The 24,312-nt window shown below is 67.1% G+C and carries 19 protein-coding genes; 7 read left to right on the top strand and 12 right to left on the bottom strand.

Features of this window, described 5'->3' with window-relative positions; all coding sequences use genetic code 11:
• Positions 1-6: 6 nt before the first annotated feature.
• From ACZY0X_RS15570 to ACZY0X_RS15560, 3 genes are read right to left on the bottom strand one after another with little or no spacing between them, the layout of a single operon-like run.
• Positions 7-864, bottom strand: a complete 858-nt coding sequence (locus ACZY0X_RS15570; RefSeq protein WP_463771678.1) for an SDR family NAD(P)-dependent oxidoreductase — start codon at positions 862-864, stop codon at positions 7-9.
• Positions 864-2,318, bottom strand: a complete 1,455-nt coding sequence (locus ACZY0X_RS15565; protein WP_463771677.1) for an aldehyde dehydrogenase family protein — start codon at positions 2,316-2,318, stop codon at positions 864-866. Before ACZY0X_RS15565 ends, ACZY0X_RS15570 begins: the two co-directional genes overlap by 1 nt.
• Positions 2,318-4,030, bottom strand: a complete 1,713-nt coding sequence (locus ACZY0X_RS15560; protein ID WP_463771675.1) for a thiamine pyrophosphate-binding protein — start codon at positions 4,028-4,030, stop codon at positions 2,318-2,320. Before ACZY0X_RS15560 ends, ACZY0X_RS15565 begins: the two co-directional genes overlap by 1 nt.
• 149 nt (positions 4,031-4,179) lie before the next feature.
• Here ACZY0X_RS15560 and ACZY0X_RS15555 point away from each other — a divergent pair, with 149 nt between their 5' ends.
• The 5 genes from ACZY0X_RS15555 to ACZY0X_RS15535 all read left to right on the top strand — a co-directional run bounded on the left by ACZY0X_RS15555 (position 4,180) and on the right by ACZY0X_RS15535 (position 10,523).
• A complete protein-coding gene (locus tag ACZY0X_RS15555; RefSeq protein WP_463771674.1) occupies positions 4,180-5,832 on the top strand; it encodes an SMP-30/gluconolactonase/LRE family protein in 1,653 nt (550 codons plus the stop codon).
• Between the two features lie 66 nt (positions 5,833-5,898).
• Positions 5,899-6,645 (top strand): GntR family transcriptional regulator, encoded by a 747-nt coding sequence (locus tag ACZY0X_RS15550; RefSeq protein ID WP_463771672.1) that lies wholly within the window; start codon positions 5,899-5,901, stop codon positions 6,643-6,645.
• 44 nt (positions 6,646-6,689) lie between these two features.
• Positions 6,690-8,264 carry an AMP-binding protein gene (locus tag ACZY0X_RS15545; protein ID WP_463772446.1) on the top strand — a complete coding sequence of 525 codons (1,575 nt, stop codon included), beginning with the start codon at positions 6,690-6,692 and terminating at the stop codon, positions 8,262-8,264.
• Between the two features lie 4 nt (positions 8,265-8,268).
• A complete protein-coding gene (locus ACZY0X_RS15540; RefSeq protein WP_463771671.1) occupies positions 8,269-9,042 on the top strand; it encodes an SDR family NAD(P)-dependent oxidoreductase in 774 nt (257 codons plus the stop codon).
• Complete coding sequence (locus ACZY0X_RS15535; RefSeq protein ID WP_463771669.1) at positions 9,039-10,523, top strand: acyl-CoA synthetase; 1,485 nt, start codon at positions 9,039-9,041, stop codon at positions 10,521-10,523. Before ACZY0X_RS15540 ends, ACZY0X_RS15535 begins: the two co-directional genes overlap by 4 nt.
• Here the strand turns inward: ACZY0X_RS15535 and ACZY0X_RS15530 are convergent, their stop codons facing one another.
• The 8 genes from ACZY0X_RS15530 to ACZY0X_RS15495 all read right to left on the bottom strand — a co-directional run bounded on the left by ACZY0X_RS15530 (position 10,524) and on the right by ACZY0X_RS15495 (position 22,116).
• The gene (locus ACZY0X_RS15530) at positions 10,524-13,541 is read right to left on the bottom strand and encodes an FAD-dependent oxidoreductase (protein ID WP_463771667.1); all 3,018 of its coding nucleotides are present in this window, start codon (positions 13,539-13,541) and stop codon (positions 10,524-10,526) included.
• A gap of 31 nt (positions 13,542-13,572) precedes the next feature.
• The gene (locus tag ACZY0X_RS15525; protein WP_463771665.1) at positions 13,573-13,977 is read right to left on the bottom strand and encodes an SCP-2 sterol transfer family protein; all 405 of its coding nucleotides are present in this window, start codon (positions 13,975-13,977) and stop codon (positions 13,573-13,575) included.
• The gene (locus tag ACZY0X_RS15520; RefSeq protein ID WP_463771664.1) at positions 13,970-14,992 is read right to left on the bottom strand and encodes a hypothetical protein; all 1,023 of its coding nucleotides are present in this window, start codon (positions 14,990-14,992) and stop codon (positions 13,970-13,972) included. Before ACZY0X_RS15520 ends, ACZY0X_RS15525 begins: the two co-directional genes overlap by 8 nt.
• Positions 14,989-15,282 carry a hypothetical protein gene (locus ACZY0X_RS15515; RefSeq protein WP_463771663.1) on the bottom strand — a complete coding sequence of 98 codons (294 nt, stop codon included), beginning with the start codon at positions 15,280-15,282 and terminating at the stop codon, positions 14,989-14,991. Before ACZY0X_RS15515 ends, ACZY0X_RS15520 begins: the two co-directional genes overlap by 4 nt.
• Positions 15,279-15,737, bottom strand: coding sequence for a hypothetical protein (locus tag ACZY0X_RS15510; RefSeq protein WP_463771661.1), 459 nt, complete (start codon positions 15,735-15,737; stop codon positions 15,279-15,281). Before ACZY0X_RS15510 ends, ACZY0X_RS15515 begins: the two co-directional genes overlap by 4 nt.
• Entirely contained in the window at positions 15,734-16,918 is a 1,185-nt protein-coding gene (locus tag ACZY0X_RS15505; RefSeq protein ID WP_463771660.1) for a polyprenyl synthetase family protein, read from the bottom strand. The genes ACZY0X_RS15510 and ACZY0X_RS15505 overlap by 4 nt, the downstream gene beginning before the upstream one ends.
• Complete coding sequence (locus tag ACZY0X_RS15500; protein WP_463771658.1) at positions 16,918-17,703, bottom strand: hypothetical protein; 786 nt, start codon at positions 17,701-17,703, stop codon at positions 16,918-16,920. The genes ACZY0X_RS15505 and ACZY0X_RS15500 overlap by 1 nt, the downstream gene beginning before the upstream one ends.
• Before the next feature lie 108 nt (positions 17,704-17,811).
• Positions 17,812-22,116 (bottom strand): AAA family ATPase, encoded by a 4,305-nt coding sequence (locus ACZY0X_RS15495; protein ID WP_463771657.1) that lies wholly within the window; start codon positions 22,114-22,116, stop codon positions 17,812-17,814.
• Between the two features lie 119 nt (positions 22,117-22,235).
• Between ACZY0X_RS15495 and ACZY0X_RS15490 the strand changes: the two genes are divergently transcribed.
• Positions 22,236-23,039, top strand: coding sequence for an SDR family oxidoreductase (locus ACZY0X_RS15490; RefSeq protein ID WP_463771656.1), 804 nt, complete (start codon positions 22,236-22,238; stop codon positions 23,037-23,039).
• A gap of 34 nt (positions 23,040-23,073) precedes the next feature.
• Here ACZY0X_RS15490 and ACZY0X_RS15485 read toward each other — a convergent pair whose 3' ends face one another.
• The gene (locus ACZY0X_RS15485; protein WP_463771655.1) at positions 23,074-23,433 is read right to left on the bottom strand and encodes a VOC family protein; all 360 of its coding nucleotides are present in this window, start codon (positions 23,431-23,433) and stop codon (positions 23,074-23,076) included.
• Between the two features lie 107 nt (positions 23,434-23,540).
• Between ACZY0X_RS15485 and ACZY0X_RS15480 the strand changes: the two genes are divergently transcribed.
• Positions 23,541-24,206, top strand: a complete 666-nt coding sequence (locus ACZY0X_RS15480; RefSeq protein WP_463771654.1) for a TetR/AcrR family transcriptional regulator — start codon at positions 23,541-23,543, stop codon at positions 24,204-24,206.
• Positions 24,207-24,312: the final 106 nt, after the last annotated feature.

Raw genomic sequence — 24,312 nt, 5'->3', positions numbered from 1 at the left:
ATCTCCTCATGGCCGCTTGATGGAGTTGCGGAAGGACTCGTCCTTCAGAAACAGCGAGGTGTTGTCCGCACCGAGGTGCGTCCACTTCAGGTTCAGACCGCCGTCGACCAGCAGAGTCTGACCGGTCACGTAGCCCGACAGATCCGAGAGCAGGAACAGGATGGCTCCGGCCTGCTCCTCGGGAGTGCCGCGCCTGCCCATCGCGATCGCCGTGCGGTCGCGCTCTGGATCGTCGTCGACGTAGGTCGCCGACGCCGCGGTCTGCGTGACACCGGGTGCGACGGCGTTCACCCGTATCCCGTCGAGCGCGAGTTCGACGGCCATGGTGCGTGTCATGGCGACGATCGCGGCCTTGGCAGTGCCGTAGGCAATGTGGAACGGTGCCGTGTTGATGCCGCTGATCGACGATATCGACACGATGGATCCGGGCGATGAGTTCGCCCGAAGTTCGGCTGCCACAGCCTGACTCATGAAGAACGCGGTCTCGAGGTTGGCGGCGAACAGGGCCCGCCAGTCGTCACGGGTCACCCGCGTCGCGGGCATCCACGTCGCGGGGGCGGCGCCGCCCGCCACGTTGACCAGCCCGTACAGCCGCGCCTCGGTGGTCTCGGCAATGTGGCGCACGGCGTCGAGCACCGTCTCGATGCCCTCGTCGGTCGCCGCGTCGGCCGACACCGGGATGACCGACAGACCCTGCTGCGCGAGCGGAGCCACGTGGGTGTCGAGGTTGCTCTTGGACCTGCTGGCGGCGACCACGGTGGCCCCGGCCTCGGCAGCCATGCGCGTCACCGTGGTGCCGATGCCTCCACCGCCGGCGCCCGACACCACCACGATGCGGTCGCTGAGGTCGAGCAGATCGCCCACTAGTTCGCCCCTTGCACTTTCCCCGTCGCTTCGCTCGCCCCGAAGCCCAGAATCGACTTGGTCTCCAGGTACTCGTGGAATCCGATGTCACCCCACTCGCGCCCGTTGCCGCTGCGCTTGTAACCGCCGAACGCGGAGTTGAAGTCGAAGGCGCTGTTGATGGCCACCCAGCCCGCACGGATACGACTCGCGACGCCACGCGCCGTGGCCAGGTCCTCCCCCGACACGTAGCCGGCCAGCCCGTACTCGGTGTCGTTGGCGATCGCGACAGCGTCATCGAGATCGTCATAGCCGATCACCACGAGCACCGGACCGAAGATCTCCTCGCGGGCGATGGTCATGTCATTGGTGACGTCGGCGAACACCGTCGGCTTGACGTAGTACCCGGTCGGCAGACCGTCGGGCCTGCCGGTACCGCCGGCGACCAGGGTGGCACCCTCATCGATGCCCTTGGCGATCAATGCCTGGATCTTCTCGTACTGCGTGCCCGACACGACGGGGCCGACAGTGGCGCCGCTGTTCGGGTCGCCGACCTTCACGGAAGCCGCAGCGGCGGCGGCGATCTCCTTCGCCTCCGCCATTCGGGCGGCCGGCACCAGCATGCGCGAGGGGGCGCTGCAGGTCTGGCCCGAGTTGCCCATCATCGTGACGACTCCGGATGACACGCTGTCGGCGAACGCGGCGTCGTCGAGCACGATGTTCGGGCTCTTGCCGCCGAGTTCCTGAGCCACCCGCTTGACGGTCGGGGCGGCATTGCGCGCCACCTCGACGCCGGCCCGGGTGGACCCGGTGAAGGACACCATGTCGATGTCGGGGTGGCTGGCCAGCGCCACGCCCACCCCCGGACCGTCACCCTGAATCAGGTTGAACACACCGGCGGGAACACCTGCCGTGTGCAGGATCTCGGCGAAGATCTGCGCCGAGAACGGGGCCACCTCGGACGGTTTGAGCACAGATGTGCAGCCGGTCGCGAGCGCCGGGAAGACCTTGACCGAGATCTGGTTGAGCGGCCAGTTCCAGGGTGTGATGAGCCCGCACACGCCGATCGGCTCCTTGACGATGGTCGTGTCACCACGTTGCTCGGTGAAACTGAAGTTCTTCAGTGACTCGATGGCCGTGGTGAGATGACCGAGACCGAGACCGACCTGCGGGCCGGACGCGAGCCCCGCGGGCGCGCCCATCTCCTCGGTCACCGCTTCGGCAAGATCGCCTGCGCGGCGCTGGTATTCGGCCAGGATGGCACCAAGCACCTCGAGCCGCTCCTCAACCGTGGTCGCCGACCAGGTCGCGAAGGCCCGTCGCGCGGCCTTCACCGCTTTGTCCACGTCGGCGGCCGACCCGATCGAGATGCGTCCCGCGACCTGTTCGGTCGCGGGATTCTCGATATCGGCCGTCCTCGGCTCGACCGGATCGACCCACTGGCCGTCGATGTAGAACTTCAGGTACTCACGCATCACTGTGTCCCCTCCGCGTACCAGGTCCGGAACTCGTCATAGCTCGGCATCTCCTCCGAGTTCACCTTCGGGTCGATCGGCACGTGAATCACGGTGACCTTGCCACTGGCGTAAGCCCGCTCGATCGCGGGGCCGAGATCCTCGGCCTTGTCGACGTACTCGCCGCGACAGCCGAAACCCTCGGCGATCTTGTCGAATCGCACGTCCTTGCTCCAGTGCACGCCGGTCTCCAGCGAGCCCTGGCCGAATGTCCGCTTGTAGACCCCGACCTCCAGGCCCCACTGGTTGTCGACACCGACGACACAGACCAGCGGAAGGTTCAGCCGTGCAGCGGTTTCCAGCTCGGCGATCGCGAACATGAACGACGAGTCGCTGGTGAGCAGCATGACCGGCTTCTTGCGGCCATCGGCGACGGATGCGCCGACCGCGTAGGGCAGGCCGGTGCCGATGTGGCCGAAGTTCTGATTCCACACCACGTCATGCGGCTTGGCCTGTGAGTACGTCCACTGGAAGATCACGGTGGCGCCGCCGTCGCGGACCATGATGCCGTCTTGAGGCAATGCTGCAAAAGCGCGAGTCGCCTCAACCACGAAACGCGCGGTGTGCAGCGGTGTTCCGCCGGGCGCACTCTCGGCGAGCCCGGCGATCCGGGTCGCGTCGTCGGCGATCCAGCCCGCGAGTTCGGGCGTGGCCTGACGCGGCGAGTCCTTCAGCGCGTCGACGAGCTGCGGCACGATCGCGCGCAGGTCACCGACGAGCGGAACGTCGATGCGCCGGTTGACGCCGATGGCCGTGGGATCGAGTTCAACGCTGATCCACTTGCGGTTGGCCTCATTCTCCAGCCAGTGCCTGCCCTTGCCGTAGTGCACGGGCTCACCGAGTTCGGTGCCGATGGCGAGCACCAGGTCCGAGCGCACCACGGCGTCGACGGCCGAAGGCGAGAAGCCATATGGGAAGGTGCGATCCTCCAGACCCTTGATGAACGACGTGCCGCCGGAGGTCTGAATCACCGGACAGTTCATCAGCTTCGCCAGCGCCTCAACGGATTCGCCGGCGCGGTTGGTGTGCACGGCGTGACCGACGAGCAGGATGGGCTGCTCCGCCTTGCGGATGAGTTCGGTCGCCCGCTCGATCATCTGCGCGCTGGCACCCTGGTTCACCAGGCGGTAGGCCTCGGGTGGCAGCGGCTCGGGAACATCGAGTTCTTCGAGGATGACGTGGCTGGGGTACTCGATGTAGGCCGGCCCCGGGGTGCCGGTCTGCGCGATGCGCAGCGCGTTGCGCACGATCTCGTCGGTCTGATCGGCGTACTCGATGCTCGCCGAGTACTTCACCGACGGCGCCAGCAGCGGCGCCTGGGAGACGAACTGGATGCGGCCGCGGCGGACTCGCTGCTCGGTGATGCGGGCGCGCTGCCCGCCCAGGAAGATGACCGGCGAGTTCTCGACCTTGGCGCACATGATGGCGCCCGCGAGGTTGGCCAGGCCAGGTCCGAGTGTGCCGATAGCCAGCCCGGGCTTGCCCGTCATGCGGGAGACGGCCTCGGCCATGAAGCCGGCGTTCTCCTCGTGGTGTGGCGCCACAACCGTCCAGCCACGTTCCTCGGCGGCGTGGAACATGTGCACGAAGTTGGGGTCGGGGATGCCGAAGAGCGTGTTGATGCCCTCAGCCTCGAACAGCTGCAGAATTCGCTCGTAAACCTTCACGGCCACAGTCGTTGTTCTCCTAATTGTCCGGACAAGATAGTGGTGTGCACCATTTGGAGAGCATGATTCTCTCTAAGCTAGCTGCACGTCAAGGCCCATACGACAATCTGCGAAACTTATTGTCTGGACTAAGCAGGCTTGCTATCGTCCGAGCGATGACGACCGGAACTCCTGTCTCGCAGACCCCGAGCCGCTACCTCGGCGCCTGCCAGCCGGACGTCGCGGTGGGCTGGCGGCTGGAACGTCTCACCGCGCCGAGCAGGCTGTTCGGCGCCAACGGTCTGCGCACCGGACCCGACGGCCGCATCTACATCGCCCAGGTCACGGGTAGCCAGATCAGCGCCCTGGACATCACCACCGGTGACGTCGAGACCATCAGCGCCAAGGGCGGTGACATCGTCGCGCCCGATGACGTCGCGTTCGATGCGCACGGCAACCTCGTCGCCACCGAGGTGATGAACGGTCGCGTCAGCCTGCGCGACACCTCCGGTCGGACGCGCGTGCTGCGCGATGACGTGCCGTCGGCCAACGGCATCACGTTCCACAACGGGCGACTGTTCATCGGCGAGTGCCGCGAGGGTGGCCGGCTCATGGAGTTCGACGCGGGCGGTGGTCCACCACGGATCCTGCTCGAGAACGTCCCGTCCCCCAACGCCATGGAGGTCGGGCCCGACGGGTTGCTGTACTTCCCCGTCATGGGCGCCAACGAGATCTGGCGCATTGACCCCGACGGTGGCGCGGACGCGAGGAGCAATCGGGCTCTCTGCAGCCAGCCCGAGATCGTGGCGACCGGCCTCGGCGTACCCGACTCGGTCAAGTTCGACGCCGACGGCTTCATCGTCTCGACGCAGGTCGCCAGCGGGCAGGTACTGCGGATCGACCCTCGTACGGGTGACCAGACCATACTGGCCCAACTCAGCCCCGGCCTGGACAACTGCACCCTGGTCGACGGGCGACTGTTCGTCTCGAACTTCACCGGCGAGATCACCGAGATCCTCGCCGGCGGTCAGACCCGAACCACCCTGCCGGGGGCGCTGAACTGGCCGATGGATCTCGCGGTCGGCGGCGACGGCCGGGTCTATGTCGCCGACGGCACGTACTTCTATGCGCTCGGCGCGGACGGTTCCCTGGACACCGTCGGCATGCTGTTCTCACCGGGCTACCCGGGCTTCCTGCGCGGCCTCGTCCCGTCGGGGCCCGGTGAGTTCGTCGTCACCACATCCGGCGGCCAGATCGGCCGCTACCGCCCCGCCCTTGATGAAACTGACTTCCTCGCTGACGGTTTCGATCAACTGTACGGTGTCGCGCTCGCCCCGGGCGGTATCGTCGCCGCCGAACTCGGCACCGGCAACATCGTGTCGGTCGACGGCTCGGGCAATGTCGGCGTGCTCGCATCTGGACTCGCCGATCCTGTCGGCGTCACGGTGACATCGGGCGGCGACGTCCTGGTCTCCGAGTCGGGTGCGGGACGAGTCGTGCGAGTCACCCCGTCGGGCACCGATATCGTGGTCGACGGACTGGTCCGGCCGCAGGGCATCCTGGCCATGACCGGCTCAGTGTTCATCGTCGACGCCGGCCAGAAGGCCGTCATCGAGGTCGACCTCGGCACCGGTGCGCGCACGACGATCGCCGCCGGGCTTCCCGTTGGGCCCCCGCCCGGCGTTGTACCGAAGCCGCTGCTCGGCATGCCGCCGTTCTCGGGGCCGCAGGGCCCGTTCGCGGGTATCGCGGCCGGACCTGATGGCACGCTGTACGTCTCGGCCGATGGCGAGGGCAGTGTGATGGCGCTGCGGCGGGATCGCGTATGAGCACCGAGCGAGAAGCGAAGCGGGATCGCGTATGAGCACCGAGCGAGAAGCGAAGCGGGATCGCGTATGAGCACCGAGATCGGGGTCCCGGCAGACCACCGCTACATGCAGGTGGCGCGGACCCTGCGCAAGGAGATCGTCGACGGGATCTACCCGGTGGGGACGCAGTTGCCCACCGAGCACGAACTGTGCGAGCGGTTCGGCGTGAGTCGATACACCGTCCGCGAGGCACTGCGCAGGCTTCGGGACGACAATCTGGTCGCTTCGCGGCCACGGGCCGGAACCATGGTGGTCGCCCGCGCCGCGTCGAATTCCTATGCCCAGGAAGTGATGTCGATCAACGATCTGCTCGCGTTCGCGGCAGGCGCACGGTTCGCCATCGAGTCCAACGCCATGGTGACCCTCGACGAGGACCTCGCCGCGCACACCGGTCTGCCAGTCGACTCGGAGTGGCTGGTGGTACGCGGCACCAGGCAGTCCGACGACAACCCGGTCCCCATCTGCCGCACCGAGTACTACATCAACCGGTCGTTCGCCGCGGTCGGACGGCTACTCCAACGGCACACCGGGCCGATCTTTCCGCTCGTCGAGGACCTCTTCGGGGTCAGCGTGGTGGAGGTGGCCCAGGAGATCGCCGCCGTGCTGGCATCACCGGGCCTTGCCGAGGAACTGCAGGTCGACGAGGGCACCGCCGCACTCGAGATGCGCCGCACGTACACGACTTCCGACGGCGAGATCGCCCAGGTCACGGTGAACACGCATCCCTCATCACGGTTCCGGTACTCGATGACGATGCGGCGAGTGAAGGGTTAGGCGCGTCGGTGAGCAACGGCCGCAAAGAGGTTGGCGGACGGTCGATCCGGTGGAATGACGAACGAGCCGCGCAGGCCTACGATGCCGGTCTCTGGATTCGGGGCACACTCGCGGACGCGGTACAGCTGGCCGCCCGCGACACCCCCGAGCGCGTGGTGCTGGTCGACGGCGATGTGGAACTCGACTGCCGCGAGCTCTACCGACGCTCTGCCGCGCTGGCGGCGGCGCTCGCCGACCGGATGCCTACCGGCAGTGTGCTGTCCTTCATGCTGCCCAACTGGCATGAGGCCGCCGTGGTGTACCTGGGCGCCACGCTGGCCGGCATGGTGGTGAATCCGATCCTTCCGTCGCTGCGCGATCACGAACTGCGCTTCATCCTCGATGACGCCGACAGCCGGATGATCTTCGTCCCATCGCGGTTTCGCGGTTTCGACTACGCGGCAATGCTGACTCGCGTGACGGGCACATTGCAGTGCCCACCCGAAGTGGTCGTGGTGCGCGGCGATTCGGACGAGCACACCAGGTTCGACAACTTGCTCTCCGACTCCCGGCCAGCGCCGGTCGTCGAACTCGATCCCGACGCCGTCCGGATGATCATGTACACCTCGGGTACCACGGGTCGTCCCAAGGGTGTTCTGCACAGCCATAACTCGATCCATGCGCTGATCACCCAGATTCGACGGCACTGGTCGATCGAACCGGGCGACAAGTTCCTGGTCCCCTCCCCCGTCGCGCACATCGGCGGCTCCATCTACGCCTTCGAGTGCCCCCTGCTGGCCGGTTCCACGGCAGTGCTGATGGAGCGCTGGGACGCCGATGACGCGGTCGGGCTTCTGGTGGCGCAGCGCTGCACACACATGGCCGGAGCCACACCGTTCCTGGAGCAGATTCTCGCCGCGGCCGAGCGCGCGGGCACCGACCTGCCCGATCTGAAGGTCTTCATCTGCGGCGGCGCGTCAGTACCGCCATCGCTGATCCGCAGGGCCACAGAGTATTTCGCGCGGGCGTTGGTGACCAGGGTGTACGGCTCCACCGAGGTGCCGGTGACGACTGTGGGCTCACCGCACGACGCCGACCGGGCGGCGGACACCGACGGCGCTCCGGGTATCGCGCAGGTCGTGCTGACAGCTGACGACTCGGCCACCACAGGTGAGATCGTGGCCCGCGGTGCGCAGATGCTGGTCGGCTACCTGCATGCCGAGGACGAGATCGGCGCCTTCGACGTCGACGGCTACTACCGCACCGGTGATCTCGGACGCTGGGACGGTGACTGCCTGGTGGTGACGGGCCGGGCGAAGGACATCATCATCCGCAACGGCGAGAACATCTCCCCCAAGGAGGTCGAGGACATTCTCGTCGGACACCTCGACATCGCCGAGATAGCCGTGGTCGGGCTTCCCGATACGCGCACCGGTGAGCGCGCGTGCGCGGTGGTCGTTCCCGCGAATGGCACCCCTGGGCCCGCGGTGGCCGACCTGCGACAGTTCCTCGGAGCACGGGGTGTCGCGACGTTCAAAGTGCCCGAGCAGGTGGCGATCTGGGAGGCCCTGCCCAGGAACGATGCGGGCAAGGTGTTGAAGCATCAGATCCGAGCGACGCTGACTAACGAAGGTGGATGAGCACATGCAGGTAGCGATCGTCACGGGTGCCAGCAGCGGGATCGGCTTCGGCACAGCCGTCAAACTGGCCGAGTCCGGTATCGCGGTGCTTGGCACCGGGCGCGACGAGGCCCGCCTGGCCGATCTCGCCTCGGCAATCGGCGATCCCGAGCGCGTCGCCACACTCGCCGTCGACCTGACCGCCGATGACGGTCCCGCCCGGGTCGTGGACGCTGCGGTGACGCGGTGGGGCCGCATCGACTTCCTGGTGAACAACGCAGGAGTCGGCAGCCCCAAGCCGCTGCACGAGACCGACGACGAGTCCCTGGACTACTTCCTCGGTCTGATGCTGCGGGCACCGTTCCGGTTGGCACGCGACGTGATACCGCACATGGCGTCGGGTTCGGCGATCATCAACGTGACGTCCACCTTCGCCGTCGTCGGCGGCCTACGTGGGGGTGCGTACTCGGCAGCCAAGGGCGGCCTGACGGCGCTGACCACACACATCGCGTGCCAGTACGGGCCGCAGGGCATCCGCTGCAACGCGGTGGCACCCGGCGTCACGGTCACCCCCATGGTGGAACACCGACTGGAGGACGAGCGCTTCCGCAAGATCAACACCGAGATGACCCCGTACCCACGGCTGGGCCGGGTGGAGGATCTGGCGAGCACCATCGCGTTCCTGTGCTCTCCCGGAGGGAGTTTCATCAACGGGCAGACGATCGTCGTCGACGGCGGCTGGTCATCGACGAAGTATCTGTCGGACTTCGCGTTGTCCTCGGAGTGGGTGGCCAGGTGAATCTGTTCAGCATTCTGGACCTGACCGCCACGCGCCACGGTGACCGCGGCGCGATATTCCTCGGGACGAGGCAACTACACACCTGGCGGGAGCTGCGTGACCGCGCGCTGCGGCTCGCCGCATCGCTTCGCCAAGTGTTCCCGGCGGGCACGCGCATCGCCGTCGCGACCGAGAACCGTCCGGAGATCGTGGAACTGATGTTCGCGGTCTGGGCGGCGGAGTGCGTCGTCGTTCCCGTCAACTACAAGCTGCACGCGCTCGAGATGGTGCAGATCCTCGAGGACGCCGACGCGGCAATGGTGTTCGCGTCACCCAAGATCGCGCAGGGCCTGACACCGGCCACCGCGATAGCGGTCGAGTCGCTCGACGGCGCGGCGTACACCGCCCGATTCACCGTCGAACCGGCGGCGGCACCGCGCGATACCGATCCCGCTGCCCTGGCGTGGCTGTTCTACACCAGCGGAACCACCGGCCGATCGAAGGGCGCCATGCTCTCGCATCGCAACCTGATGGCAATGGCGGTCTCGCACCTGGCCGACTTCGACAATCCCGACGAGAACTGCAGCCTGCTGCACGGGGCCCCGATGTCGCACGGATCCGGGATGTACATCCTCCCCTACGTGCTGCGCGGCGCGCGGCAGGTGGTGCCGGAGTCCGCCGCCTTCGAGCCCGACGAGTTCCTCGACCTGTGCGGGCATCACCCCAGCACCAGCAGCTTTCTGGCCCCCACCATGGTGGCGCGCCTTGTCGCGACGGGACGCCCGCGCCCCGCCAACCTGAACACGGTGATCTACGGCGGCGGCCCGATGTACGTGGAGAGCCTGAAGAGGGCGATGGCGGCGTTCGGTCCGATATTCGAGCAGCTCTACGGTCAGGGTGAGGCACCCATGACGATCACCGGGCTGCGCCAGCGCGATCACATCACCAGCAATGGATTGGCCGACGACGCGACGCTGGGGTCGGTCGGCTACCCGCGCTCCGGCGTCGATGTCGCCGTGCTGACTGAGGAGGGCACACTCGCGGGCGTTGGCGAGATCGGCGAAATCGTCTGCCGCGGTGACGTCGTCATGTCGGGCTACTGGAACAACCCCGACGCCACCGCCGCCACACTGCAGAACGGTTGGCTGCGCACCGGCGATATGGGCTCGTTCGACGAACGTGGCTACCTGACGCTGCGCGATCGCAGCAAGGACGTGGTGATCAGCGGGGGAAGCAACATCTACCCTCGCGAGGTGGAGGAGGTGCTCGTCACCCACCCCGATGTCGTCGAGGCGTGCGTGGTCGGCGCGCCCGATGAGGACTGGGGCGAAGTGGTGGTGGCGTTCATCGTCGGCACCGCCGAGCCGGCCGCGCTGGACACGCACCTGTTGGAGCGCATCGCCCGGTTCAAGCGGCCCAAGCGCTACGTGTTCGTCGACGAACTGCCCAAGAACAGCTACGGCAAGGTCCTCAAGCGCGAACTGCGGGAGCGCCTCGGCTGACTACTGGATGCCCCGGAAGTCCAGGGGGCGCACCTCCACGTGCACGCCCTCACCTCGGGGCGGCGCGATGATCTCGTTCCTGGCCATCAACGACGCCCCTGGTAACTGCCCCTCTGCCCGCACCTCGGGCGTATCACTCGATGGCAGTCGCAGGGCGGCCGGGCGCTCGTAGCCGGGTCCGCGCACCTGCGGCGAGTGCGCGGTCTCGGATGCCAACCGGAAGAGGCTGGTGGGCACCTGGCTTCCACCCTCGGTGGCCGGCGCGACGATCTGCACATCCGGCGGAAACTTGGTCCCGGACTGACTACCCGCGGTCCGCGCCAACGACTCTCCGCGGGGAGGCGGCACGGCCTGCTCGCCCGAACCACCCACGGGTGTGGTCGGTCCACCGCCGCCATCGGGCCGGGCATATCCTTGCGGGCCACCGAAAGATGGAGCCGATGGCGGGGATGTCGTCGGATACGTGGCCGCTGGTTGTGGGGGCATTAACGTCGCGCCCGGCACCCGCTCGAGATACTGCCGCCAGGCTTGAAGGTAGCCGAACAGCTGCTGCGCGTAGTCGGTCGGCGACGGCGGCACGGTCGGCATGGGAGCGCCTGGGACCATCGGTGGTGCGACCGGCGCGAACGGCATCCCGGCCGGCATGCCCGGTATCGCACCGGACATGACGGATGGTCCACCCAGCATGGCCATCGTCTTCTCCAGAAGCTGTTGCCAGACCGCAAGATAGGCGAGCAACTGCTCGTTGTGATCGGCCGGGGGCGGTGTAACTCCGGTCATGGGTATACCTCCGGTGGAAGAGGGGACAGGACTGTCCAGTGGATGGGGCAGCGACCGCTGGCAGTACTGCGAGTCCAGCGCCCGCAGAGCGCGTGTGTCGGCCGGCTCCCGGTTCTCGATGTCGAAGACATAGCAGTAGTCACCGGCCGGCGTCGGCATCCGAATCGGGCTCGAGAACCCCTGATCGATGAAGCCGAAGGGAAACTGCCAATTCAGAATGGTCTTCTCCCGGCGGTCAAGGCCCCCCGACCCGACCCAGATGTAGTGGTCGAGAATGGCGTTCACGGCATGGCGCGCCGACTCACCCGCCGCCTCCATCGATGTCATCCGGGTGAAGGTCTTGGCCCACGTGCCGGCAAACACCACCGAGTTGTTGTGCACCTGATAGCCGCCGTGCCGAGCCTGCCAGACATTGCGCTGTTCGAGATCCTCGAGCCAGGCGTCCTCGAACGGTCGTGTCCCCCAGGAACTACCGTGCGGGTTCCACGGGTCACCGCCCGGCCGATTCGTCCAGTCCCCGACGATGGGAACCAGGTACGGCGTCTCGTTGCGAATCACCCGACCCGATCCCTGACCGGATCCACCGGCCAGGACCAGGCCGCGGTCCAGCGCGTACCACGCTGGCCACGGCAACAGCGCCTCCGGCACGTTGTCGACCTGGCTCGTCAGGGCGAAGACGATCTGACGCCACACCTCTGCGGCGAGCTCGTCAGCGGTGCAATCGCGCGCGGCCTTGCCGCGCCCGAGCCCGTCGACCAGGTGCCTGGACGGGTTGTTGAAGTCGCCGATGTCGACCGACAGCACCGAGACGTGGCCGTCACGACTCAGGATGGGCCGCCTCTCCCACATACCGTGCTGGTTGATCGACGACAGCCCCCATTCGGTCCCCGAGTAGTACACATGTCCTCGGAGCAGCTGGAATTCGGTGTCGAAGTAGAACTGAATGCCGCCGAGCGTCTGAAACCGATCCCAGGGCACGCGCCCCATCTCGTCCATCGCGTAGGGGTCGCGCCGGCCCTGCGGCCGATCGGCGTCCGGCTCCAGCGGGCCGCTGGACGGTGGAATCGATGTGGTGAAGCCGTTCAACTCAGCGACGGTCCCCCCGGTGCCTGCAGCCCGCAGCGTCTCGGTGATCCGTTCTGCCGCTGGGGCATCGACGGCGACGACCGTGTAGTCCGGTGTCAGCCGCGTACCGTCCTCCAGCGTGATCTGTGCCCGGGGGCGCAGATGAGGTGGCTGACTCGGATCGTCGTCGGGAGCATCGAGGCACTTGGCGGCGCCCCGGACGAAGGTCACCCCGAGGGCGAGGAGGTGGCGGTACCAGTGGTCGAACCACGATTCGGTGGTGGGACCGTTGAGGACCCCGTCAGCCTTATTGTCACGACGATCCATCTGCAGCTGAAGCTGAAGGTAGGTGGTGAGATTCGTCCGAGCGTCGCCCCACCGCGAGTCGAACGCCGCCAGAACCCTCGGCATTTCGAGCAGGTACTCATCGAACCGCGGTGTGTACGAGTACCGCGGGGGCCCCGATGCACTCTCGCGCCCGGTGAAGAAGTCGTAGGCCGACAGGTTCTGCAGTTCACTGGCGCGGCGCAGTGGGCTGGTGACGAGGTATCGCAGCACCCTACTCATGAAGGTCCCCACATCGCCCAGCGTGAACCCGAGACTCTTGAGCTGGCTGAGGATCCCAATGAACTCGGCGGGGCTGCGCGGGGCCTCACGCGGGAAGACCAGCGACGGCTTGCCGTTCACGGTGGTGCCCTGGGTGATTATCCGCCTGACGTTGTCCATGACGGTGCGGGACGTCGGTGTCCAGTCGGCACCGCCGCTCGATGTCTCCACGCGCTGATAGACGGGGATGCGTTGGAACAGGTCCCAGGTGTGCAGGTAATACGCCGGGAAGAAGCGGAAACCGTGCTCACCCGCGACCGCCCGCCCCGGTGTACGTGGCTGGCCCCGCCGCCCGGGGAATGGGCGCAGCTCGGCGCGGCTCCCGTCGTGTGTGCCCACCGTCGAGTACTGGGACGCGGCGAGGCCACCGAGCTTGACGGGCGGATAGGTGCCGGGCAGCGCGCCATCCAAACCGTTGCGCTCGTCCTCGCGCCACTCGTACACGGTGACCTCAAAACCGCGCTCCGCCAGTTCGTGTGCGGCGGTCAGGCCCGCGATACCGGCCCCGAGAACCGCCACAGTGGGGCGCCGCGCGCACGACGCCGGGGTCGTGATCGTCTCACTCATGCGCGATCCGCCTTCGGCTCCTCGCTCGGCCTCACGGGCACCCCTCCCTCAGCTCGGCCAGCAGTCCGGGCTGCGACGGCGCCCGCACTGCGGCGTGGACATAGGCCAGCAGGGTGTCGTGTGCACGCAGGATGTCATCCAGTGAGCCGATGACGCGTACCGAGTCCGCATCGACGGCGTCCTTGAGCCCGACCCGCGCATCCAGGACATCCCGGATCGCAGATCGGGATGTCGTGATCCGGGCGCCTGCCGCACCGGCCTCCCCATCGGACACCTCGAGCCGGCTGCCCCCGCGCAGCGTGAAACGTTCGCCGTCGACGTCGAGGTCGACCTCCAGCGGCCCGAGTTTGTCGAGGATGAGACGGTAGCTGTCGGGAACCTCCGCCTCGAGGTGCCCGACCGAACGCCGCAGCAGCGACGAAACCCGCTCAGCCATGGAGGAACTCGAACACGCCAGCACCGAGGAAGTCGATGCTTCTGCCGTTGATCGACCCACTCACCCGCGCGGTGCCGCTGGTCTCGCACAGCACTGTGGAGCGATCCAGACAGACCTCGCTCGGCTGGGCCAGGCGCGCATACGAAGTCGGGCGAAACTCGGCGAAGACCGTGTCACCCGCCCGGTTCGCCGTGACCTCGACGCGCTCCGGCACCCCTGATGCCTCGCCGTCCAGGAGCAGCCCCATGGGGGCGGGTAGCGTGCAGTCCGCGGCGCGGCGGAGCATTCCGTCGGTGCGGGTCCGCACCGCGGCGTGCCGAAAGATCGCGGCGGGCTTGTCGTGATGCCAGACGTAGAGCGCCTGGGACAACGTGCGCAACCGGCGCCGATCGGTCATCTGCAGGAACACCAGCGACCACGGGTCATCCGGCCCCTGCGGCAGGACCGTGCCCCATGTCCACGCGAAATCGTCGCCCCACCAGAATCGACCCCAGTTGTGGTCGTGGTAGGCGAGGTCGTTGTCGATGTGATGCTCCTGCCCGCCAATGCGCAGCCACCCCTGCGCGCGCAACCGCGGGACGAACAGCCAGCACATCCGGCCCTCTCCCACCGGCTGGTTGTTGACCACGAACGGCCGGCTCACCGACGTGAGGTGAAGCTCGCCCCGAATGTCGTGCCCGGGAAGGTCGATCACCACCCGGTAGCCGTCGGGTTGCACGGTCAGCCGGTTGCCGCCGATCCTCACGTCGCCTAGATCGGCCGACACCTCAAGCTCGGAGTCGTCGAACCGCTCGATGGCTCCGCTCCAACGCTCGTCTCCGACGATCACGATCACTCGAGGCCCGAGCCCGGACTCGCCGGCACGCGACGTCTCGCTGGTGAGGCTGAAATTGATCAGGAGCCGCCGGCCCCGGCCATGAACCACGAAGTGATGCCACTCCTTGAATCCCTCGGCACGTGCCGTCGCCAGGAGCGGAGCGCGCAGGAAGTCACTGGCGCAGAGCACCGCGCTCATCGCAGCCACCTCCTGTTCGCTGAGGCGGGTGCCGGTGTGACGGCTGAGCAGCGCTGCTGTGCTGCGGCGGATTCCGCGAGACGTTCGATCTGCTGCCCGAGGCTCGCGATGCCCAGCAGCGCGTGGACGAAGTCGTCGGCATTCTGGGTGTCGGGGCAAGGTTCGGGGCTGGACCCGCCGTCGCGGGCCGCCAGTGCGCGAACCAGCTGGGCCAGGCCCGCCAGGCCCATCAGGTAGCCGATGAAGCTGCTCTGGTCCGCCAACTCCTCGCGTGGATCGGTGAGTGTCATCCGAACCCCTCGGGTCGCAGACCGGCCAGGATGGAGTCGTCCAGCCCCGTGCCGACGACAGCGTCGGCCAGCAGCTCTGCCCACGCCATTGGAGCCGATGTCGGCGACAAGGGACCGTCGAGGACGTTGAGGCTCACCGTCTCCCATACGCGACGGAGGTTCTCCACCGCCTCGGAGGCGATCAGTGCGTCGCGCAGTTGCGCACCGCTTGGCGTGGTGGCATACCGGTGGCCCTGGGCCACCAGCAGATCGTGGATTCTGCGGGCCGCGGCGGGGTTTCCAAGCACGCCGCGACGGACTCCGAGAAGCAGTTCGAACGCCGTCCGCTCGGCGCCGGTGGACTCACCCGGAGGCTCGGGAAGTAGTCGTGGAGCCGACCTCTCGACAAGGTCGAGGGTGAGTTCCCGGATCCGCTCGAGCTCGGCCAGCATGCCGACCAGGACTTCGGGAGTCATCGGGTCCGCCCGTGCACGTAGTCGACCAGCCCGACCAATGCGTCGCGGTGTTGGCTGGGTGGCAGCCAGTCGAGACCGGACAGCACCTCGGCCGCCCCGCGCGCGTGGTGGGCGGCGATCCGCCTGGCGTGTTCGAGCGAGCCGACCTGGTGCATCAGCTCGTAGAGCCAGCGGATGTCATTGAGGCTCTTGGGCTCCGCGTGGACGCCGTTCAGCTGAGCCGCGAGTTCGACCCGTCCGGTCGACGACAGATCTCCGCGGGTGACGAGTCGGTCCAGCAGATCGGTGAGGCCGAGCTCGCCGGCCGCCCGTGGGCGCCGCCGGCCCATGATGGTCACAGCGCGTTCCCGTTCCCTCGGCTGCGCAGATCGCAAGGCGTGCAGGAGCATCAGGGTCCGTTTGCCCTCCCAGAGGTCACCGCCGATCTCCTTGCCGTAGTCCTCCGGATCCGCGCGCAGGTTCAGCAGGTCGTCGGTGATCTGGAAGGCCGCACCGAGGTGCCGCCCGAGAGATTCCAGCTCTGCCAACTGATCTGGGTCGGCACCCGCGGCGACCGCGCCGGCCTGCAGCGGTGTGATGAACGAGTACCAGCTGGTCTTGAGTTCGACCATCTCGAGGTAGTCCGCATCGTCGATCTGCCAGGCGTTGGAACGGACCCATTCGAGCTCGATGGCCTGGCCCTCGACGGTCCGCCGGGTCATGGTCGCGACGGCTCGCAGAATCCGCAGGGCCGGCCCGAGCCCCACCCGTTCGACGTTGTCGAGCAGGGGTTGCAGCGACAGCGAGAGCATGGCGTCGCCCACGTTCACCGCGATGGGAATGCCGTGGTCGATGTGAAGCGTGGGTTTGCCGCGCCGCCACCATGATTCATCCTCGATGTCATCGTGTATGAGGAAGGCGTTGTGATAGAGCTCCAGTGTCGCGGCCGTCGGCAGGATCGCCTCGAGATTGCCTCCGAGCCCGAGGCATGTGGCGATGCCGAGCGCGGGCCGCAGTGCCTTCCCGCCGCGCAGCGGGTAGTCGAGAATCAGGTCGTAGAGGCCTCCGCTTGACCCGGGCTGACGGGGACCGTAGAGCCGATTGATCTCGGCGTCACAGGCCTCCTTGCACAGCGCGAGATAGTCCTCGAGCGGGCTCGCGACGTGCGGAACAGCTTGTGCCTGAGGCAGAGTCGACGTCATTACTTGTTGACGATCACGACGATGCCGTCGACGTCCTTGACTCTCGTCGCATAACTGATGCGGATTCTGAGTTCGACATTGTTGTCGACGGTGTCGCCGACGACTTCCAGGCTGGGTGCAACACTGACGGCGATGTCCACCGGCTCCTCGCCCGGCGACGCGCCCGAGGCGCCCCCGTTCCCGATCAACTGGCGGCGGCCGAGAAGGATTGCTTCGACCTTGTCCGTCTTGACCGTGGGGTCCTTGATGGTCTGCACCCGATGCAGCGAGTACACGTTGGCCGCATCCAGCAGCGCCTGTTTCACGGGATAGCCGCTGGCGAGTTGACTGAGGTCCTTGACTCCCTGCGTCTCGGTGATGAGACACGACGGGGACCGGTAACCGGCTGCCTCGGCCTTCGCGCGGGCCTCGATGAGCGTGTTCAGGATCGTCGGCACCAGTTTGTCATCCATCTGGACGGCGTCCGCGGCGGCCGGGGCCATCCGAAGCTGGGGGAACACGGCGTCGTCAACCACTGCAGCGAGTTTGACGGTACTGGCCATCACGTTCGCGAGCAGCGCGTCCGGGGTCGGCGCGATCGCCTCGGCGAGCGTCACCTTCAGGTCCGCTTGTTTGGGTAGCAGGTCGACGAAACCCGGGTTGGTCGGATTGTCGTTGCGCACCCTGGTCTGGGCGGGGTCGCCGGTGTCCCAGTGCGGGATGACCTGCCAGGCAACGCAGGTCTGCTCGAATGTCTCTCGAATGGCCTGGTTCGCGAGGGCGATTCGCTCGGCGCTCAGGTACATGACAAAGACCCCCCTTTAGATCTACGACTCCCCTCGTAGATCTTGATTCGGAATTGTCGCAGACGAACATGCCCGTGGGTAGTGGATGTTTCGGTGTTCAAATTCGTTCTACTTCTGCTGCAGCGCCACATCCTGTCCGCCGGACAGCTCACCGCGGGCGATCGCGTCGCAGTGCGCCACATGCAGCGGCGCGACCGCATCCCCGGGCAGCAACCTCCTGCATCGCTGGAATTCCGTGCGTGCCTGGTCAACTTCACCAGCGTCGAACAGCGCGAAGGCCTCGTCGAACGCGGGTTGAGCAGAACGCTTCGCGGCGCGGAGCGAATCCGGGTCGTCGTCGTAGACCTCGTGGATAGTCACCGGTCGACGCCGGTTGACCACCATGACCCGCTCCATTCGGCGGACGTCGAACTCACCTGTCTTCAGGCGGCCACACGTCGTGTCCGAGATGAGTAGCGAAGACCCATAACGTTTGTTGGCGCTCTCGATGCGGGCGGCCAGGTTGACCGCGTCGCCGATGATGGTCAGCACCATGCGGTTCACCCCACCGACGAGTCCAACCCCCACTGCGCCGGTGTTGATGCCGATTCCGACGCGCAACTCCTCGGAGCCCAGCTCAGTCCGTTCCAGGTTGTGCTCGCGCAATGACCGCAGCATGGCCAGCCCCGCCCGGACGGCGTCGGGCTCCGATTCGAAGACGGCGACGATCTCGTCGCCGCGTACGTCCTGGATCACACCGTTGCAGCTGATGATCGGAAGTTCGACGGCCCGCAGAAATCCCATCGCCAGGTTGCTCGCCTCGGACACGTCCATTTCCTCGAGCAGGGTGGTGTAACCCCGGATATCACTGATCAGCACGGTCATCTCACGTTCGACCCGGTAGCCGCTGCGGACCCGGCGAAGGTCGTCGATGTCGAGGATGCGCAGGAGTTCATTGGGCACGAATCTCGACTGCACGTCCATGAGGGACTGTCGGTGCTCGTCGGCGGCTCGTAGCCGGGACTGCAGCTGGAAGTTCCACAGCGGGGCGGCGGCCTGCGCGCACAGGAAGTCAACGGCTTCCTCGTGGTCGGCATTGAAGTGCCTACCCGGATCATCGTGTTCGGCGTATACCACGCCAATTATGTTGTCCTGCAATCGGATGGGAACCACCAGTGCGGAGGGGTGGAAGGCGTCGGCCACCACGACGAGTGGCGATCCGCTGTCCACCACCCGACGGACGACGTTGCGGTCATAGGAGACCTCGGTCCACGGCCCATCGACAGTCGCAACGTCGCCGTGATCCCGGACGGCATGGACAGACAGATCGTCGGAGTCGCCGGTGAGCAACAGAACGCGGGCAGCGCCCGTGGTGTCAGCAACCGAGCCGAGAATGATGTTGGCCAGGCCGTCCGGGGAGAGCGCCCCCGACAGTGCGCGTGAGAGTTCATGCGCGCCGACGGGATCGATCCCCGCCGAACCCGTCTGAACGAGATCACGACTCAGCAGCCAGGGATGCTCGCGCGCCAGCCAGTCCGTGCGCGCCACCACGCCCAGGCTCAGCCAGCGCTGGTACGCCGAACGCAGCATGTGATCGCGAAGCGTCATCCTTCCGGTCTGGGCGTAGACGATGGCGGCCTCCTCCTGCGCACGCGCACCGATCATCGGGAGCTGATACTCCTCGGCCAGCGCGATCGCCTGATGCAGGTGGCGTTCCGCCTTGACGTGTTGACCGCGGGATCGAGCCCACGCCCCCTCGATCAGGGCATAGGACGCCGCATAGTTCTCCGGTGCGTCGGCCGCACAATTTCGGTGCATGGCCAGCGTCCTGCGCACGAAGCGGGCGGTCGAGCGGTCCCCCGGCGCCTCCTGGATCATGCTCAGGGCACCGATCATGTGGACCAGTAGCGAGACCGCGGTGCCGGCCATACCGTCGATGTGCGCAACCGCCTCATCGGTGGCCAGCACCGCGCCGGCATGGTCACCGGACCAGAAGTGCAGCCCCTGTTTCACGTTCGCGGCGACGCTCATCGCCACCTCGTCACCCTCGCGGCGGGCCGCGGGCAGAATCTCCCGCTCGTCGTAGCCGCTCTCGCCGGCGAGCAGGTACAGATCCTCGGTGCGGCCCATCAGGTTGAGGCAGAGCTGCTGCATCGCCTGGCAGAGCGCGGTGGGCACCGGTTGGGATCGGACCTGGGGAATGAGGGCCTCGGCGAGGGCGTCGATCTCGGCCAGCGGGCGACCCACCCAGAACGACTGCGCAAGCAGCACTGCGGCGAGGAATCCGGCATATTCCTGGTCACCCTGGTCGAGTGCTTCGGTGACGGCGCTGCGGAGCTGACCCAGACCATCACGTAGCGGATGGCCCCAGTGATGGATGAAGTTCAGGTGCAGGAACAGCGTCTGCGGCCGCGCCTCCCGGAACTCCTCTCGTTCGCTGAGCAGCAGGCTGACCTCACCGAAGCGCTGGCTGCCCGCGCGGTCACCGGTAATCGCCAGCAGCAGACCGTAACTGGCGAGCACCAGTGGCGAGGACGGGGTGTGGCCATAGGCCAGGGTGAGGTCGAGTTGCTTCCGCACGACCAGGGGAAAGATGTTGGGCCGCACGATGTAGGCCATGCTGCGCAGCTCGGCGAGGATGCGCTGCATCTCGATGACACGCTGGTCCTCGCAGCGCGGCAGCGCCAGCAGTTGTTCGTTGCTCCAGCGCCGCATCGCGACCTTCATCCGCATCAGCGCGATGGCCATCCGCGGTTTGCCCGGATCCGGCGGCAGCGGCTCGCCGAGTTCGTCGAGTGCGGCCAGCCCGGTCTCCAGCGCCTCCTGGAGACGGTTCTGCGCGACCCGCCCCTTGAGCCGCAGGTATGCGATTCGAGCGCGGTCGACTGGCTCCGGTAAGACGTTCTCGGCCTCGTCGAGCAGCGCGTGCAATGCGTCCCAGTCACCCACCAGCAGCGCCGCGTCCGCAGCGTCGAGGTGCAGCTCCCGGGTCAGTTGGTAATGCGCGGTCCACCGCTGTTCCCCCAGCAGTTCCAGTGCGTCTCGGCAATATGTGAGGGCCAGCGGGAATGACGCCTGGGCCCTGGCTCTTCGCGCCGCGCGCCGGAGCACCATGACGAACCGGACGCGTTCGTCGTCGTCAGTCAACCCCTGACCGCCGATGCCGACGTGTCGGGCGGCCTCGAAAAGCCGGTCATCGCCCAGTCCGACCAGTCGTCGACCGATGCGCAGATGCGTCTCGCGCTGGACGTCGCGGGGCATGTCCGCACCCGCCGCCTCGGCCACTCGGTCGTGGCTGAACCGGTACCGCCCGTCCCTGCTGATCGCGTTGGCGATCCGTTGGCCATGGCTGTCGAGCGCCTCGATCAGTCGCAGCTCCAGCCCCGACCAGAGTGCGTGCGCCACCACATCGGGCGGATGCGCAGCCGCGGTCGTGGCGTCGTCGAGGTCGAACTCGCCGCCGATACATGTCAACGACGTCAATACTTCTCGGTCAATCGGGCTCAGCTGGGCGAGGTAGCGACCGAGGAACTCTGCGGAGGTTGCGGTGACCTCGAGCGAGGTCAGTACGCGCAGATCCCAGCTCGAGTGCCGGTTCACACCGACGCAGGTGAGAGCGCCCTCCCGTTGCGCGCGGTACAGCAGCTGGCGGATCTGCAGGGGGTTGCCATTGGTCCGGTGGTGGAACTCGGCGGCCACGTCGGCCATCTCCACACTGCGACCGCTCACCGCCACGAGGAGTTCCTCGACGTCCGCACCGGACAGCGGACGCACTTCGATGCCGAAGAGGGCGTCCGACGCGAGACCCGTTGCCTCCGGGTCGAACTCACCCACCCGATACGCCCCCACGACCAATACGTTGCGCAGCGACACCGCCAGCAGTTCGGACAACAGCAGTAGCGAGTCTCGATCGGCCCACTGCAGGTCATCGATCGCCAGCACCACCGGTCGATGGGCCGCGGTGGCAGACACCAACCGGATGGCGGCGCGGTGCAGACGGCGCCGGGCGTCCGCCGCATCGAGTTCCGCCGGCCGCGAACCGTCGCCGATGACACGTGCCAAATCGGGCACCAGTTCCCGAAGTACGCCGGCGATCGACGACGTCCCAGTCTCCAAGCTTGCCCGCCACCGGTCACGCTCGGCGGGGGCGGTGGCCTCCATGGTGTGGACGATCGAGCTGAGCGCATCCCCCAGCGCTGCGTACGGTGCTGGCGCGCCGTCGCGATACCGCCCGTAGGCGAAAACGCCATTGCGCGCAGTGACCTCGGCGCCGAACGCCTGCACGAGCGTCGATTTTCCCACCCCGGGAACACCGCTGACCAGTGCACACGCACCGCCCACCCGGTCGGCCGCAGCCACCGCCGCCCGCAGTTGGCTCAGTTCCTCCCGCCGGCCGACCACTCGGCCGTCAATATCGAGAAGCGGAGTCGTCATGGCGCCGCGCCCCCCTCCAGCGGGAACTGTCCGCCTTCCATATTGACGGTTCCGCTGGTCATGTGCGAGATGAACGCACATCTGGGCAGTTGACCGACCGGCTGACAGGATGGCGAGCTATGGAACTCGAGGGCAGCGTCGTAGTCGTCACCGGCGCCGGGTCGGGCATCGGCCGGGCCTTGGCACAGCAGTTCGCGGCAGCCGGCGCATCGGTGGTGGCAGGCGATATCTCCCCTGCTGGTATCGAGGCGACCGTCGACGCCATCCGGTCGGCCGGCGGCGCCGCGGCCGCGGTCGTGGCCGACGCCGCCACGACAGACGGCATCACCACACTTGTCGACGCGGCCCGCCGGTTCGGTCCCGTCGACGTGTTCGTGGCCAACGCGGGCATCATCGGGGCTCCGGGCCTGGGCGATGACGAGCGCGACTGGGACCGCATCATCGACGTCAACCTTCGGGCACACATCAGGGCGGCGAAGGTGCTGGTGCCCGAATGGGTTTCGCGGGGCCGTGGCTACTTCGTCGGCGTCGCGTCGGCGGCAGGCCTGTTGACTCAGGTGGGTGCGGCCGGGTACTCGGTGACCAAGCACGCGGCCGTCGGATTCGCCGAGTGGCTCTCGATCACCTACGGCGACAAGGGTATCGGCGTGTCATGCGTGTGCCCAATGGGCGTCGACACACCCCTGCTGACGGGTATCACCGAGTCATCGGACCCGGCCTCACGGATGGCTGCCGCCGCGGTCCGCAACGCCGGTGAGGTTCTCGGCCCGGACCGGGTGGCGGAGTTGACCGTCGAGGCCGTGCGCGCCGGGACGTTCCTGGTGCTGCCGCATCCCGTCGTCCTCGACATGTACCGCGGCAAGGGCGCGGACTACGACCGCTGGTTGGCCGGAATGCGGCGCTACCAGAGCAGTCTGGGCTGAGCTGCCCAGACCAGCTGCATCGACCGCCCTGCGCCTACGCCGAGGGAAAAGGCCGCGAGGGCGGCGATGCCAGCGTGATCAGGTTGCCGTCAGGATCGCGCACCTGCGCCAGTGTTGAGTAGTCACCCTCAATGTCGTCCCCGAGCACGATTCCCAGGCCCTGCAGCCTGCGACGCTCGGCCGCCACATCGTCGACGTAAAGGAAAATCACACCCCTGGCGGCGATCTCGGCACTGCTCGAGAGCATCAACCCACCGTGGTCGAAGAACTCCCAGTGCACCAGCGTGGCCATCGGCCGGTGATCCGGTCCACGGCCAATCAACTTCGTGTACCAGCCTTCGGCCGCCGCAAGGTCTGCGGTGAACAATGAGGTGTATATCTTCTGCAGATTCATATTCATCTCCGCACCAGTCTGACCATCCTCGAGTCTCGTCGTCCATTCCAGCCCGACATCGGACAACAACCCGCTGTTCCATGTGTGTCGAGCAATAGGATGCGTCCATGGCTGACCCCGGGGGTGCGCGCACATCCGCCCGCAGGCGGCTCTCCCCCGAGGACCGCCGAAACGAACTGCTGGTACTCGGCGCCCAGGTCTTCGGCCAACGCCCGTATGACGAGGTGCGCATCGATGAGATCGCCGAGTTCGCCGGGGTATCGCGGGCACTCATGTACCACTACTTCCCCGACAAACGTGCGTTCTTCACCGCGGTCGTGCGGGCCGAGGCCGAGCGTCTATTCGAGGCCACCAGTACACCGCCCGAACCCGGGCTGAGCCTGCTCGACCAACTGCGGGCGGGCGTGCTCGCCTATCTGAGGTACGACGAGGAACACCCGCACGGTGCATGGGCCGCCTACATGGGACTGGGGCGCTCGGACCCGGTGCTACGTGGCGTCGACGATCTCGACACCGACCGCCAGGCCAACCGCATCATGGCCAGGATCACCGAGGCGGCCGGTGCGCCCATGGACGCCACGCTGGAGCGTGACCTGCGGGCGGTGATCTACGGCTGGGTCGCGTTCACATTCGAGATGTGCCGCCAGCGGATCCTCGACCCGACGATCGACCGTGACTACGTGGCCGACGCGTGCTCGCACGCGCTGCTGGACGCCGTGGTGCGCGTGCCGGGCATACCCGATGCCCTGGCCACCGCCTGCCGAGCCCGCTAGCAGCGATTTCGGCGCGATTTCGTTCGCTCAGCGACGGTTAGCGCGCCGAAGTCGCGGGGGTTGTCGGTGGGGGCGGGCACCATGGGTGGGTGGCCCGTAAGTCCGC

The organism is Mycobacterium sp. IDUB_39, assembly GCF_055419205.1.
The sequence above is the reverse complement of the archived record's forward strand: the minus strand, read 5'-3'. Positions and strand labels throughout refer to the sequence as shown.